The organism is Streptomyces sp. NPDC043878, assembly GCF_056435735.1.
Map to the genome: position 1 here is coordinate 242,824 of NZ_JBWKDW010000003.1, position 14,093 is coordinate 256,916.

Below are 14,093 nucleotides of genomic sequence, written 5' to 3' on the forward strand. Positions count from 1 at the left end.
TCAGTGGGCGGACGCCGGGTGCAGTACGGCGAGCAGCCGGTCGGCCGGCGCGGGGCGCGGGCCGCCGTCCTCGGCGCGCAGCGTGCGCAGCGTGTGGTCGAGCCGTTTGCGGTCGTCGGCGGTGACGACCAGCGCGGGCAGCAGCAGCTCCAGCGCCATGGCGGTGTCCGCGCGGCGGACGGCGACGTACACCCAGGTGCGCAGCGCGGCGAGGGCCGGGCGGGTGTGGGTGCGGTCGTTGAGGGCGGTGCGCCACAGGGTGGCGAGGTCGCGGGCCGCGTCGGCCTCGTACATGCCGGTCTCGGCGTACCAGCCGACGAGCCCGCCGTCCTCGTCGTTGTCGCAGGCGCGCACGAAGGCGGCGAGCGCGAGGTCGCGGACCGCGGGGGTGTCCAGGTACAGCAGCCGTACGAACTCGGCGAGGACCTCCGCGCGGCGCCGCCCCGGGCCGCCGGACAGCAGCAGGGCGGCGGACTCGGTGAGGTTGGCGTACTCGGCGGGGCTGCTGGCGTCGACCCGGGCGCGGGCGGCGAGCGCGCCGAGCGCGGGCCCGGCGAGGTCGGGGCGGAGCGGGGCGAGCAGGCCCAGGGCGCGGATGGCCGTCCAGCGGCGGCCCGGGTGGGTGTCGGAGCACCACTGGGTGAGCAGGCGCAGGACGACGGGCAGGTCCAGGCGCAGCGCGAGCGTCAGCGTGTTCGCGGCGGTGACGCGGGGGCCGAAGGCGCGGGACCTGGCCCAGCCGTCGACCAGGAGCGCCATCGTCGAGGGCAGGTCCGCCACGGCGAGCAGCGCGGTGGCCGCGGCGGCCCGGGTGCGCACCAACGGGCGTCCGTCGCGGGCGAGTTGCCGCAGCCACTCGACGAGGGCCGGGCGGGCCGAGGGGTGGTCCGTCCACACCTCGGTGAGCAGGACCCGCGGGGTGCGCTCGTCGCGGAAGCGGCACACGAACTGGGGCACCGCGCCCCATTCCGTCTGCTCGTCGCGGAGTTCGCCCTCGGCCCGGGCGAGCGCGAGCCGGTCCTCGGCGGCGGGCCCGAACACCGGGATCTCCGACGGTTGTCCGGGGTGCTGGAGCCGCTGGAAGTGGACGAACAGCGTGTCGGCGAGTTCGGCGGCGAGGACGTAGGGAGCCTGGTCGAAGACGGCGAGGGAGAGCAGGAACGCCTTGTCCCGCAGGCCGGTCGCCGGGTCGCTGAGCCAGTCGCGGCACTGTTTCTCCACCGTGGCCTGCCCGAAGTCGGCGAGCCCGGCCAGCGCCTGCGCGCTGCCGTCGTAGGCGGCCAGCGACTCGGCGAACGCGGCCGCCTCGGCGGGCCGCCGGTCCGGGGCGGCGAGGAAGCCGGTCACCGGTTCCAGGGCCAGCAGCGCCTCGACGTCGTCCGGCCGGTGCCGGGCCAGCAGCGCCCGTACGACGTCCCGGGCGCCCGGCGGAACCCAGGCGCACGGGGTGACGCCCGGCAGGTGCGGCGAGTTCTCGACGGTGACCACGAGGTAGCCGCCGGACTTCCTCAACTGGTCGCGGGCCGCGAACAGGTGGGTGTCACGCAGCGGACGGTTGCGGCTCAGCGGCAGGTCCCGCAGGACGTGCCCGCCGGGCCGGGTGAGCCGCCCGCTCAGCGCGGCCGGCGCGGTCTCGGGGCTCAGCGCGTGGACGGCGCTGACGCCCAGCCGGTGCAGCAGCATCAGGGCCGCGGCGTTGCGGCCGGTGGCGTGGGCGCCGCGGAGGACCAGGACGCGTTCCTCGCGCAGCCGTTCCAGGGCGGCGTCGAAGGCGGGTCCGGCGGCGAACACCGCGGCCAGCGCCTCCAGACGCTGCCGGGGTATCTCACCGGAGGCGTCCTGGGCGGTGGCGGCCGGGCCGTGGTGGTGGACCTCGGTCCTGCCGCCCAGGTAGACGTCACCGCGGACCTGCCCGCCGGACACGCCGTGCTGGGAGCCGCCGACCAGGCTGCCGCCGAAGCCGGTCCCGTCGCCGAGGATGAAGTCGGGGGTGTGGGCGAACAGTTCCCGCTGGGCGGCCCGCGCCTCCTGGGTCCGCTCCTCGTCCGGTTCGGTCCCGCTGTCGCCCTGCGGTTCGCGGTACGGCGGGGGCTGCTGCGCCGGGTCCGGCGCCGGGTCGCCGGGGCCGGTGTCCCCGGCCTCGGGCACCGTCACGACTCCTCACCCACCGTGCCGCCCAGGTGGACGTCTCCGGTGACCTGCCCGCCGGACACCCCGTGCTGGTCCCCGGCCACGAGAGCACCCCCGAACCGGGGCGAGCCGCTGCCGAAGTTGAAGACGGGGCCGGGAGCGGGCACCTGCACGGGGGCCGGGGCCGGGGCCGGGGCCGACGCCGCGGGCGGCCGGCCGGCCGGGGCCCCCTGAGGCCGGGCCACGACAGGCTCCGGGACAGCCGGCTCCTCGACAGCCGGCGCGGTCGAGGCCGGCGCGGTCGAGGCAGACTCGACCGGACCCGGCGCGGCTGACTCCCGAGCCGCCGGGCGCGCGGGCTCCCCGACGGCCGCCGGCGTCTCGAACCCCTCCGGTACCGGGCCGTGCAGCCAGGCCGGCAGCGTGCCGTTCTTGCTGCCCGGCGTCACCCGGTGGAACTCCGCGGCCGGGATGCCGTGGTGGCCGTGGCGGACGATGCCGGCGTGCACCGCCTCCGACACGCACAGCGCGAATCCGGACGCGCGCTCCCGCAGCGCCGCCCGCAGCAGCTCGGCGTCGAGCAGACGGCAGGCGCGGTTGAGGTCGGAGCCGACCCAGCCGCCGTGCTCGTCGACGGCCACGTACCCGGTGGCCACCACGCCCCGCAGCCGGATACGGGCCGAACTGGCGGCGATCCGGTTGTAGCCGTGCAGCTGCGCCGGGACCTCGGTGAGCAGGGACCGCAGCAGTGCCGTCACGGAGGCGTTGGCGTCGATCAGCTCCATCACCGAGTCCCCGCGGTCGGCCCGCAGGCGCAGCGTCTCGTCGATGCCGGCGTGTTCCAGGGCGCGGTCGGCGATGTCGTAGAGGACACGGCGCAGGTAGAGCTGCTCGACGTCGTCGCGGTCGCTGTACCTCTCGATGTCGAGCAGAAGGATCGTGCGGCTCACGGGATCGGGCATGGTCGCCTTTCGGTCGCGGGCGAGGTGCGCGGGGGCGGCGCGCCCCCGGGACGGGAAGGGTGGCGCGGCTTGTGGTGCGGCCGTGAGGACGGATGACGCACTGGAACTGTGACGGTGTGCACACACGGCCCGCCGGGCCCAGGACTCACTCGGCTGTCTCGGCCCGCGCGATCCTGCGGAGCACGCCGGGCCGGACGATGACCAGGGCCCGTCGTCCGGTGGTCACCACCCCGCGCTCGCGCAGTTCCTTGAGCAGCCGCTGCACCGCCTCGCGCGAGGCCCCCACCGAACCGGCCAGCTCCTGTTTGCTCAGCGGCACGGACAGTTCGACGCCCTCGGCGGTACGGCGGCCGTGGGTGCGGGCGAGGTCGAGGAGCAGGGCCGCGAACCGTTCCCTGACGCTCATCGAGGCGAACTCCAGCCGGCGCCGGTCGGCGGCGCGGGTGCGGTCCGAGGTGAGGCCGAGCAGGGCGAAGGAGGTGGCGGGGGAGCCGTTCAGGAAGTCCGTGAAGCGTTCACACTGGACGGCGACGGTCCGTACGGCCTCCAGCGCGGTCACGGTCGCCGAGCGGGTCCGGCCGGTCAGCGCGGCGGACTCGCCGACCACGTCACCGGGGCCGCGCAGGGCCAGCAGCGCCTCGTAGCCGTTGGCGGCGGCCGCGGTCACCTTGGTCCAGCCGGCCACGATGAACAGGACGTGCGAGGAGGGCTCGCTCTGGTGGAGGAGGACCACCCGGGGCGCGAAGGACAGCTCGCGGCCGAGGGCGAGGAGCGCGGCCCGGTCCGCCTGCTCCAGCCGGGCGAGGAACGGCACCCGGTCGTCGAGACCGTCGTCCCCCGGCAGACCACCGGTCACCCCGCCGGACGGCCCGCGTGTCGGGCTCCCGGCCGGGCCGTCCGGCCGGGTGCCGGGCGGGCCGGACGGTAATTCGCCCGGTATGTTCCCGGGCCCCGGTGTGTCGGCCCAGCGTTCGGCTGTCATCGTTCCCGCCCCCCAAGCGTCAGCGACGGCTCAACGTACTGAAGGAGAGGAGGGGGCGAGACCCGAACGGCGGGGATTCACACGGACGTGCCGATTACCAGAGACGGGGAACCAGAACAAGCCCGGCGTGTCGGGGTGGACGGCATTTGTTTTGACCGAAGTCGTTGAGGTAGGTACGCTCAGACCTTGTGCCTGGGGTGTGCCCTGGCTCCCGTGCGTGCCTTCAACCGCATAAGGGGAGTCATCACCGGCAGCCGTAATCTGCGCTCTTCCCGCTTCGCGGCGGGGGTCCGCTGGATTCGACACACCCGACCGCGTGGGTCGGCGATGTTCCAGGTTAGCTTCACCATTCGGCACACAGAAACCGGAGAAGTAGTGCCTACGATCCAGCAGCTGGTCCGGAAGGGCCGGCAGGACAAGGTCGAGAAGAACAAGACGCCCGCACTCGAGGGTTCGCCCCAGCGTCGCGGCGTCTGCACGCGTGTGTTCACGACCACCCCGAAGAAGCCGAACTCGGCCCTGCGTAAGGTCGCGCGTGTGCGTCTGACCAGCGGGATCGAGGTCACTGCTTACATTCCGGGTGAGGGACACAACCTGCAGGAGCACTCCATCGTGCTCGTGCGTGGCGGTCGTGTGAAGGACCTGCCCGGTGTTCGTTACAAGATCATCCGCGGTTCGCTTGACACCCAGGGTGTCAAGAACCGCAAGCAGGCCCGCAGCCGCTACGGCGCCAAGAAGGAGAAGTAAGAATGCCTCGTAAGGGCCCCGCCCCGAAGCGCCCGGTCATCATCGACCCGGTCTACGGTTCTCCTCTTGTCACGTCGCTGATCAACAAGGTGCTGCTGAACGGCAAGCGCTCCACCGCCGAGCGCATCGTGTACGGCGCCATGGAGGGCCTGCGCGAGAAGACCAGCAACGACCCGGTCATCACGCTGAAGCGCGCGCTGGAGAACATCAAGCCGACCCTCGAGGTCAAGTCCCGCCGTGTCGGTGGTGCGACGTACCAGGTCCCGATCGAGGTCAAGCCCGGTCGCGCCAACACGCTCGCGCTGCGCTGGCTCGTCGGTTACTCCCGCGCCCGTCGCGAGAAGACCATGACCGAGCGTCTGCTCAACGAACTTCTCGACGCCTCCAACGGCCTCGGTGCCGCTGTGAAGAAGCGCGAGGACACCCACAAGATGGCCGAGTCCAACAAGGCCTTCGCGCACTACCGCTGGTAGTCGCTACCCACATCGAGACCGAGAGAAGACTGAAGCCTTATGGCTACCACTTCACTTGACCTGGCCAGGGTCCGCAACATCGGGATCATGGCCCATATCGACGCGGGCAAGACGACCACCACCGAGCGGATCCTCTTCTACACCGGCGTCAGCTACAAGATCGGTGAGGTCCACGACGGCGCTGCCACCATGGACTGGATGGAGCAGGAGCAGGAGCGTGGCATCACGATCACCTCCGCTGCCACCACCTGTCACTGGCCGCTCGACGACGACGACTACACCATCAACATCATCGACACCCCCGGGCACGTCGACTTCACGGTCGAGGTGGAGCGCTCGCTGCGCGTCCTCGACGGTGCCGTCACGGTGTTCGACGGTGTCGCCGGTGTCGAGCCGCAGTCCGAGACGGTGTGGCGTCAGGCCGACCGTTACGGCGTGCCGCGCATCTGCTTCGTGAACAAGCTGGACCGTACCGGCGCCGAGTTCCACCGCTGCGTCGACATGATCAAGGACCGCCTCGGTGCGGTGCCGCTGATCATGCAGCTTCCGATCGGTGCCGAGATGGACTTCAAGGGCGTTGTGGACCTGGTCCGCATGAAGGCGCTCGTGTGGTCCGCCGAGGCGGCGAAGGGCGAGATGTACGACGTCGTCGACATCCCGGCCACGCACACCGAGGCTGCCGAGGAGTACCGCGGCAAGCTGGTCGAGGCCGTCGCGGAGAACGACGACGAGATCATGGAGCTGTTCCTGGAGGGCCAGGAGCCCACCGAGGAGCAGCTGTACGCCGCGATCCGTCGCATCACCATCGCGTCCGGCAAGTCCAAGGGCGTCACGGTCACCCCGGTGTTCTGTGGCACCGCGTTCAAGAACAAGGGCGTCCAGCCCCTGCTCGACGCGGTCGTGCGCTACCTGCCGACCCCGCTCGACGTCGAGGCCATCGAGGGCCACGACGTGAAGGACCCCGAGCTGGTCGTCAAGCGCAAGCCGTCCGTGGACGAGCCGCTGTCCGCGCTCGCGTTCAAGATCATGAGCGACCCGCACCTGGGCAAGCTCACCTTCGTCCGGGTCTACTCGGGCCGCCTGGAGGCCGGCACTGCGGTGCTGAACTCCGTCAAGGGCAAGAAGGAGCGCATCGGCAAGATCTACCGCATGCACGCGAACAAGCGTGAGGAGATCGACGCGGTGGGCGCCGGCGACATCGTCGCCGTGATGGGCCTGAAGCAGACCACCACCGGTGAGACGCTGTCGGACGACAAGAACCCGGTGATCCTGGAGTCCATGGACTTCCCGGCGCCGGTCATCCAGGTCGCCATCGAGCCCAAGTCCAAGGGTGACCAGGAGAAGCTGGGTGTCGCCATCCAGCGTCTCGCGGAGGAGGATCCCTCCTTCCACGTTCACTCGGACGAGGAGACGGGCCAGACCATCCTCGGCGGTATGGGCGAGCTGCACCTCGAGGTGCTGGTCGACCGTATGAAGCGTGAGTTCCGGGTCGAGGCCAACGTCGGTAAGCCGCAGGTCGCGTACCGTGAGACGATCCGCAAGGCCGTCGACCGCGTGGACTACACCCACAAGAAGCAGACCGGTGGTACCGGTCAGTTCGCCAAGGTGCAGATCGCGATCGAGCCGATCACCGAGGCCGACGGCCCGGCGTACGAGTTCGTGAACAAGGTCACCGGTGGCCGTATCCCGCGGGAGTACATCCCGTCGGTGGACGCCGGTGCGCAGGAGGCCATGCAGTTCGGCATCCTCGCCGGCTACGAGATGACGGGCGTCCGCGTCACGCTTCTCGATGGTGCCTACCACGAGGTCGACTCCTCCGAGCTCGCGTTCAAGATCGCCGGCTCGCAGGCCTTCAAGGAGGCCGCGCGCAAGGCCAGCCCCGTGCTGCTCGAGCCGATGATGGCCGTCGAGGTCACCACGCCCGAGGACTACATGGGTGAGGTCATCGGCGACATCAACTCCCGCCGTGGTCAGATCCAGGCCATGGAGGAGCGGGCCGGTGCCCGCGTCGTGAAGGGCCTCGTGCCCCTCTCGGAGATGTTCGGCTACGTCGGAGACCTCCGCAGCAAGACCTCGGGTCGCGCAAGCTACTCGATGCAGTTCGACTCCTACGCCGAGGTTCCGCGGAACGTCGCCGAGGAGATCATCGCGAAGGCCAAGGGCGAGTAACGCACTCCGTTCACACGCTTTAGGCTTGACTCCGGAGCCTCAGGGGGCATTCCGCCGCAATCGCGGTGGGATGCCCGGGGGCCCGGGCTTTCCAGCAAAGATCACCTGGCGCCGTCGAAGTAAGGCGTACCAGAACCACTCCCAGGAGGACCCCAGTGGCGAAGGCGAAGTTCGAGCGGACTAAGCCGCACGTCAACATCGGCACCATCGGTCACATCGACCACGGTAAGACGACCCTCACGGCCGCCATTACCAAGGTGCTGCATGACGCGTACCCGGACCTGAACGAGGCCTCGGCCTTCGACCAGATCGACAAGGCTCCTGAAGAGCGCCAGCGCGGTATCACCATCTCGATCGCGCACGTCGAGTACCAGACCGAGACGCGTCACTACGCCCACGTCGACTGCCCCGGTCACGCGGACTACATCAAGAACATGATCACGGGTGCGGCGCAGATGGACGGCGCCATCCTCGTTGTCGCCGCCACGGACGGCCCGATGCCGCAGACCAAGGAGCACGTGCTCCTGGCCCGCCAGGTCGGCGTTCCGTACATCGTCGTCGCCCTCAACAAGGCCGACATGGTGGACGACGAGGAGATCCTGGAGCTCGTCGAGCTCGAGGTCCGTGAGCTGCTCTCCGAGTACGAGTTCCCGGGCGACGACCTGCCGGTCGTCAAGGTCTCGGCGCTCAAGGCGCTCGAGGGTGACGCCGAGTGGGGCAAGACCGTCCTCGACCTGATGAAGGCCGTCGACGAGAACATCCCGCAGCCCGAGCGTGACGTCGACAAGCCGTTCCTCATGCCGATCGAGGACGTCTTCACGATCACCGGTCGTGGCACCGTCGTCACCGGCCGTATCGAGCGTGGTGTCCTCAAGGTCAACGAGACCGTCGACATCGTCGGCATCAAGACCGAGAAGACCACCACCACGGTCACCGGCATCGAGATGTTCCGCAAGCTGCTCGACGAGGGTCAGGCCGGTGAGAACGTCGGTCTGCTGCTTCGTGGCATCAAGCGCGAGGACGTCGAGCGCGGCCAGGTCATCATCAAGCCCGGCTCGGTCACCCCGCACACCTCGTTCGAGGCGCAGGCGTACATCCTGTCCAAGGACGAGGGCGGCCGTCACACGCCGTTCTTCAACAACTACCGTCCGCAGTTCTACTTCCGCACCACGGACGTGACCGGCGTCGTGACCCTCCCCGAGGGCACCGAGATGGTCATGCCGGGCGACAACACCGAGATGACCGTCGAGCTCATCCAGCCCGTCGCCATGGAAGAGGGCCTGAAGTTCGCCATCCGTGAGGGTGGCCGGACCGTGGGCGCCGGCCAGGTCACCAAGATCAACAAGTAGTTCTGTCGATCCGACCTGGTAGCTCCAGCCTCGGCTGAGCTTCTGAAGGGGCCCGTACGACTTCGGTCGTACGGGCCCCTTCGCCGTTCCCCCGAATGCCGTGAGCCGGCTGCCCGTTACCGGTCAGCCGTTACCGGTCAAGAGAAGGGTCGGGGAACTCTGCGGGACGCGCGGGCGAGCGTTCCCGCAACTCCGCTCCACCCGCGTACCGAATGTTCTTGTCTGTTCGCTGTGTGGTGGTTGTGACCGTCGTACCGTGAGTCCTCCGGTCGCGATGCGGCCCGAACCCAGTCGTGAGGATGGCTTGGCCGTGACGCGTGGCTCGCCCGGCGAATCGCCGACGTTCGTGCCGGTCGAGGGCAGGTACCGGCAGCCGCTTCCGGCGCTCGCCGACCAGCCGACGCGGCAGCTGCGCACGGTCCGGCCCGGCCGGCCCGCCCCCGCAGCCCCCGCGACCCCGGAGGCCCCCGCGGCTCCCCGCCGCCGGCCCCGGCTCTACGCCATCGACGGCATCCGGCTGCTGGCCGCCCTGATGGTGGCCCTGCACCACTACGCCGGCACCCGCCGTGTCGACCAGCCGCACAACCTGGTCTGGGGCCGGCCGGTGTCCGACATCATGCCGTCGGTGTACCGCGTGGCCACCTACGGCTGGATCGGCGTCGAGATCTTCTTCGTGATCAGCGGCTTCGTGATCTGCATGTCCTGCTGGGGCCGCGGCCCGCGCCAGTTCTTCGTCTCCCGGGTGATCCGGCTCTACCCCGCCTACTGGTTCGCCATAGCCTTCACCACCGCCGTCCTGATGGCCCTGCCGGGCGTGTGGGAGCGGCTGCGGACGCGGGACGTCCTGCTCAACCTCACGATGCTGCAGACCGGCTCGGGCGTGCGGAACGTCGACGGCGTCTACTGGACCCTCTGGGCCGAGCTGCGTTTCTACCTGCTGTTCCTGGTCGTCGTCGCCACCGGTCTCACGTATCGCAAGGTCGTGGTCTTCTGCTGCGTCTGGGGCGCCGCCGCCATGCTCGCCCCGGTGTCCGGGTTCCCCCTGCTGGAGCTGGTCGCCAACCCGGACGGCGCCTGGTACTTCATCGCCGGCCTCGCCCTCCACCTCATGCACCGGTTCGGCCAGGACCTGCTGCTGTGGGGTGTCCTGGCCATGGCGTGGCTGATGGGCCAGCGGGAGCTGGGGCGGCGGATCGACGAGGTCGAACACGTCTCCGGCTGGCGCGGCAGCGTGCTGATCTTCACCGTGTTCCTGCTCGTCATGGTCGCCGTCGCGCTGGGCGCGACGGACCGCGTGCGCTGGAAGTGGCTCGTCACGGCCGGCAGCCTGACCTATCCGCTCTACCTGATCCACTACGCGGCCGGTACGGCGGTGATCAACCGCCTGCGTGACACGATGGACGCCCGGCTGCTGGTGGCGGTGGTGATTGCCGGCTTCCTGGTGCTGGGCTGGCTGGTCCACCGTTTCGTGGAACGGCCGGTGGCCGGGCTGCTGAAGCGGGGCCTGGACACGTCGTTCGCGCGGCTGCGCGCCGCAGGGTAGCGCGTCCGGCCGGTGCGCGGGCGGGTGCACGAGCCCGTTGGTTTGACCTTCGTCACCTTCGGGGTATTGTCTCCGGCTCGATTGGCCAGGCACCTGCCCCGTATGGCAGACTGTCCGAGTTGCTCGGTCGAGTGTTGATGCTGCGCGCCTCCCGCCGGGAGGACCGGAAGCGAGTCCCACAGTACTCGTCGTCCCAACTGCCCTCAGGCAGCGCTGGGACGGACGTACGGGAATCTTTCGGGAAGTGTCAGTGCAGCGCCGGCCAGGCACCCGGTGGGCCACGCGTAAGCATGTCAAGTGCTGCGCCCCCGGCTTGCGGTTCCGGAAGGGCCGTGCTTCCCAGCAGGGGATGACTCGTATGGGACATCCATGTCGGTGAGAGCGCGACACACCCGACCGCGTGGGTCGGACAAAGAGGTACGGAACACCGGGTTCCAGAGCGTTACGAGAGACAGGACTACTGAGTAGCCATGGCGGGACAGAAGATCCGCATCCGGCTCAAGGCCTACGACCACGAGGTCATCGACTCCTCGGCGAAGAAGATCGTCGAGACGGTGACGCGCACTGGTGCGTCGGTCGCGGGCCCGGTGCCGCTGCCCACTGAGAAGAACGTGTACTGCGTCATCAAGTCGCCGCACAAGTACAAGGACTCGCGCGAGCACTTCGAGATGCGCACGCACAAGCGCCTGATCGACATTCTCGACCCGACTCCCAAGACCGTTGACTCTCTGATGCGACTCGACCTCCCGGCCGGTGTCGACATCGAGATCAAGCTCTGAAGGCCGGTGATCTGAGAATGGCTAAGCAGATCAAGGGCATCCTGGGCGAGAAGCTCGGCATGACGCAGGTGTGGGACGAGAACAACCGTGTTGTTCCGGTCACCGTCGTCAAGGCCGGCCCCAACGTCGTCACCCAGGTCCGCACGAACGATGTCGACGGCTACGAGTCGGTCCAGATCGCCTTCGGCGAGATCGACCCGCGCAAGGTGAACAAGCCCCTCAAGGGCCACTTCGCCAAGGCCGACGTCACCCCCCGCCGTCACCTCGTCGAGATCCGTACCGCTGACGCCAGCGAGTACACCCTCGGCCAGGAGATCACCGCCGAGACCTTCGAGGCCGGCGTCAAGGTGGACGTGACCGGCAAGAGCAAGGGCAAGGGCTTCGCCGGTGTCATGAAGCGTCACAACTTCAAGGGCCTCGGCGCCGGCCACGGTGTCCAGCGCAAGCACCGCTCTCCCGGCTCCATCGGTGGCTGCGCCACCCCGGGCCGTGTGTTCAAGGGCGTCCGCATGGCGGGCCGCATGGGCAACGAGCGGGTCACCACCCAGAACCTGACCGTCCACGCCGTTGACGCGGAGAAGGGTCTGCTGCTCATCAAGGGCGCGATTCCTGGTCCGAACGGCGGCCTCGTCCTGGTCCGCACCGCGGCCAAGGGGGCCTGAGGTAACTGATGAGCACTGTTGACATCCTTTCGCCGGCAGGCGACAAGACCGGGACGGTCGAGCTCCCCGCGGAGATCTTCGACGTCGAGAAGATCAGCATCCCGCTGCTTCACCAGGTCGTCGTCGCCCAGCTGGCCGCTGCCCGCCAGGGCACGCACAAGACCAAGACCCGTGCCGAGGTCCGTGGTGGCGGTAGGAAGCCCTACCGTCAGAAGGGCACCGGCCGCGCCCGCCAGGGTTCGACCCGTGCGCCGCAGTTCGCCGGCGGTGGCGTCGTTCACGGCCCCACGCCGCGTGACTACTCGCAGCGGACCCCGAAGAAGATGAAGGCCGCGGCCCTGCGCCACGCCCTCACCGACCGGGCCCGTAACGCTCGCATCCACGTCGTCTCCGGCGTGATCGAGGGCGAGACCCCGTCCACGAAGGCCGCCAAGACGCTGTTCGGCAAGATCTCGGAGCGCAAGAACCTGCTCCTGGTCATCGACCGCGCCGACGAGGCCGCGTGGCTGTCCGCCCGCAACCTGCCCCAGATCCACATCCTGGAGCCGGGCCAGCTGAACACGTACGACGTTCTCGTCTCGGACGACGTGGTCTTCACCCAGGCCGCTTTCGAGTCCTTCGTGTCTGGCCCCAAGGCCGCTGACACCGAAGGGAGCGAAGCCTGATGGCTACGCGTCACCCGAGCATTGCCTCCAAGGCCGCCAAGGCCGCCAAGGCCGCGCGCGTCGCCAAGGCGCGTCGCCACGAGGCCGAGGGCAAGAACACCGTCGCGACGCCGATCAGCAAGTCGTACACGGACCACCGTGACGTCCTGCTGAAGCCGGTCGTCTCCGAGAAGAGCTACGCCCTTCTCGACGACAACAAGTACACGTTCATCGTCGCCCCGGGCGCCAACAAGACCCAGATCAAGCAGGCCGTCCAGGCGGTCTTCTCGGTCAAGGTCACCGGGGTCAACACGATCAACCGCATCGGCAAGCGCAAGCGCACGAAGACCGGTTTCGGTCAGCGTGCCTCCACCAAGCGCGCGATCGTGACCCTCGCTGAGGGCGACCGTATCGACATCTTCGGCGGTCCGACCGCCTGACGGCGGTCCGGATCGTCCGATATCGGACGAGGACTGAGAAATGGGAATCCGCAAGTACAAGCCGACTACGCCGGGCCGTCGTGGCTCCAGCGTCGCCGACTTCGTCGAGGTCACGCGGTCCACGCCGGAGAAGTCGCTGGTTCGCCCGCTGCACAGCAAGGGCGGCCGTAACAATTCCGGTCGTGTGACCGTCCGCCACCAGGGTGGTGGCCACAAGCGCGCCTACCGCGTCATCGACTTCCGTCGTCATGACAAGGACGGCGTGCCGGCGAAGGTCGCGCACATCGAGTACGACCCCAACCGCACCGCGCGCATCGCGCTGCTGCACTACGCGGACGGCGAGAAGCGCTACATCCTCGCCCCGCGCAACCTGCAGCAGGGTGACCGCGTCGAGAACGGTCCCGGGGCCGACATCAAGCCGGGCAACAACCTGGCGCTCCGCAACATCCCGGTCGGTACCACGATCCACGCGATCGAGATCCGTCCCGGTGGCGGCGCCAAGTTCGCCCGCTCCGCCGGCGCCTCGGTGCAGCTGCTGGCGAAGGAGGGCACCATGGCCCACCTTCGTATGCCCTCCGGTGAGATCCGCCTGGTCGACCAGCGCTGCCGCGCCACGGTCGGCGAGGTCGGCAACGCCGAGCAGAGCAACATCAACTGGGGCAAGGCCGGACGCAAGCGCTGGCTCGGCGTCCGTCCGACCGTTCGCGGTGTGGCGATGAACCCGGTTGACCACCCGCACGGTGGTGGTGAGGGCAAGACCTCCGGTGGTCGCCACCCGGTCTCCCCGTGGGGTCAGAAGGAGGGTCGTACTCGTTCGCCGAAGAAGGCTTCGAACAAGTACATCGTCCGCCGCCGCAAGACGAACAAGAAGCGCTAGGAGCGGGTTTAGATGCCGCGCAGTCTCAAGAAGGGGCCCTTCGTCGACGACCACCTGATCAAGAAGGTGGACGCCCAGAACGAAGCAGGTTCCAAGAACGTCATCAAGACCTGGTCCCGTCGCTCGATGATCGTCCCGGCCATGCTGGGCCACACGATCGCGGTGCACAACGGCAAGACCCACATTCCGGTGTTTGTCACCGAGTCGATGGTCGGCCACAAGCTCGGCGAGTTCTCGCCGACGCGCACCTTCCGGGGTCACGTCAAGGACGACCGGAAGTCGAAGCGCCGCTAGTAGCGGGGTGGAATGACCATGACAGACACTGGAAGGACAACC

At 69.1% G+C, this 14,093-nt stretch carries 14 protein-coding genes; 11 read left to right on the forward strand and 3 right to left on the reverse strand.

Translation table 11 applies throughout. From position 1 onward, the window contains the following. The 3 genes from AC07AZ_RS06855 to AC07AZ_RS06865 all read right to left on the reverse strand — a co-directional run bounded on the left by AC07AZ_RS06855 (position 1) and on the right by AC07AZ_RS06865 (position 3,948). Complete coding sequence (locus tag AC07AZ_RS06855) at positions 1 to 2,154, reverse strand: hypothetical protein (RefSeq protein ID WP_478844565.1); 2,154 nt, start codon at positions 2,152 to 2,154, stop codon at positions 1 to 3. Next, positions 2,151 to 3,092: an SPOR domain-containing protein gene (locus tag AC07AZ_RS06860; RefSeq protein WP_478844567.1), complete on the reverse strand. Its 942-nt coding sequence runs from the start codon at positions 3,090 to 3,092 to the stop codon at positions 2,151 to 2,153. The genes AC07AZ_RS06855 and AC07AZ_RS06860 overlap by 4 nt, the downstream gene beginning before the upstream one ends. 145 nt (positions 3,093 to 3,237) lie before the next feature. Further along, a complete protein-coding gene (locus tag AC07AZ_RS06865; RefSeq protein ID WP_478844569.1) occupies positions 3,238 to 3,948 on the reverse strand; it encodes a Crp/Fnr family transcriptional regulator in 711 nt (236 codons plus the stop codon). A gap of 501 nt (positions 3,949 to 4,449) precedes the next feature. Here AC07AZ_RS06865 and rpsL point away from each other — a divergent pair. From rpsL to rpsS, 11 genes are all read left to right on the forward strand, one after another. Next, entirely contained in the window at positions 4,450 to 4,821 is a 372-nt protein-coding gene (gene rpsL, locus AC07AZ_RS06870) for a 30S ribosomal protein S12 (RefSeq protein ID WP_003948652.1), read from the forward strand. Between the two features lie 2 nt (positions 4,822 to 4,823). Then, entirely contained in the window at positions 4,824 to 5,294 is a 471-nt protein-coding gene (rpsG, locus tag AC07AZ_RS06875) for a 30S ribosomal protein S7 (protein WP_005481264.1), read from the forward strand. 39 nt (positions 5,295 to 5,333) lie between these two features. Continuing rightward, positions 5,334 to 7,463, forward strand: coding sequence for an elongation factor G (gene fusA / locus AC07AZ_RS06880; protein WP_478844571.1), 2,130 nt, complete (start codon positions 5,334 to 5,336; stop codon positions 7,461 to 7,463). Positions 7,464 to 7,618: 155 nt separating this feature from the next. Then, complete coding sequence (gene tuf / locus AC07AZ_RS06885; protein ID WP_147995149.1) at positions 7,619 to 8,812, forward strand: elongation factor Tu; 1,194 nt, start codon at positions 7,619 to 7,621, stop codon at positions 8,810 to 8,812. Positions 8,813 to 9,221: 409 nt separating this feature from the next. Beyond that, positions 9,222 to 10,355: an acyltransferase family protein gene (locus AC07AZ_RS06890; RefSeq protein ID WP_478844854.1), complete on the forward strand. Its 1,134-nt coding sequence runs from the start codon at positions 9,222 to 9,224 to the stop codon at positions 10,353 to 10,355. Between the two features lie 470 nt (positions 10,356 to 10,825). Next, positions 10,826 to 11,134 (forward strand): 30S ribosomal protein S10, encoded by a 309-nt coding sequence (gene rpsJ / locus AC07AZ_RS06895; protein WP_003948644.1) that lies wholly within the window; start codon positions 10,826 to 10,828, stop codon positions 11,132 to 11,134. Between the two features lie 17 nt (positions 11,135 to 11,151). Continuing rightward, positions 11,152 to 11,796: a 50S ribosomal protein L3 gene (gene rplC, locus AC07AZ_RS06900; protein WP_356033220.1), complete on the forward strand. Its 645-nt coding sequence runs from the start codon at positions 11,152 to 11,154 to the stop codon at positions 11,794 to 11,796. A gap of 8 nt (positions 11,797 to 11,804) precedes the next feature. Next, complete coding sequence (gene rplD / locus AC07AZ_RS06905) at positions 11,805 to 12,461, forward strand: 50S ribosomal protein L4 (protein ID WP_478844574.1); 657 nt, start codon at positions 11,805 to 11,807, stop codon at positions 12,459 to 12,461. Beyond that, entirely contained in the window at positions 12,461 to 12,880 is a 420-nt protein-coding gene (rplW, locus tag AC07AZ_RS06910; protein ID WP_478844576.1) for a 50S ribosomal protein L23, read from the forward strand. Before rplD ends, rplW begins: the two co-directional genes overlap by 1 nt. Positions 12,881 to 12,920: 40 nt before the next feature. Continuing rightward, positions 12,921 to 13,757: a 50S ribosomal protein L2 gene (gene rplB / locus AC07AZ_RS06915; RefSeq protein ID WP_097285858.1), complete on the forward strand. Its 837-nt coding sequence runs from the start codon at positions 12,921 to 12,923 to the stop codon at positions 13,755 to 13,757. Positions 13,758 to 13,769: 12 nt separating this feature from the next. Beyond that, a complete protein-coding gene (gene rpsS / locus AC07AZ_RS06920) occupies positions 13,770 to 14,051 on the forward strand; it encodes a 30S ribosomal protein S19 (RefSeq protein ID WP_007384069.1) in 282 nt (93 codons plus the stop codon). Positions 14,052 to 14,093 lie beyond the last annotated feature (42 nt).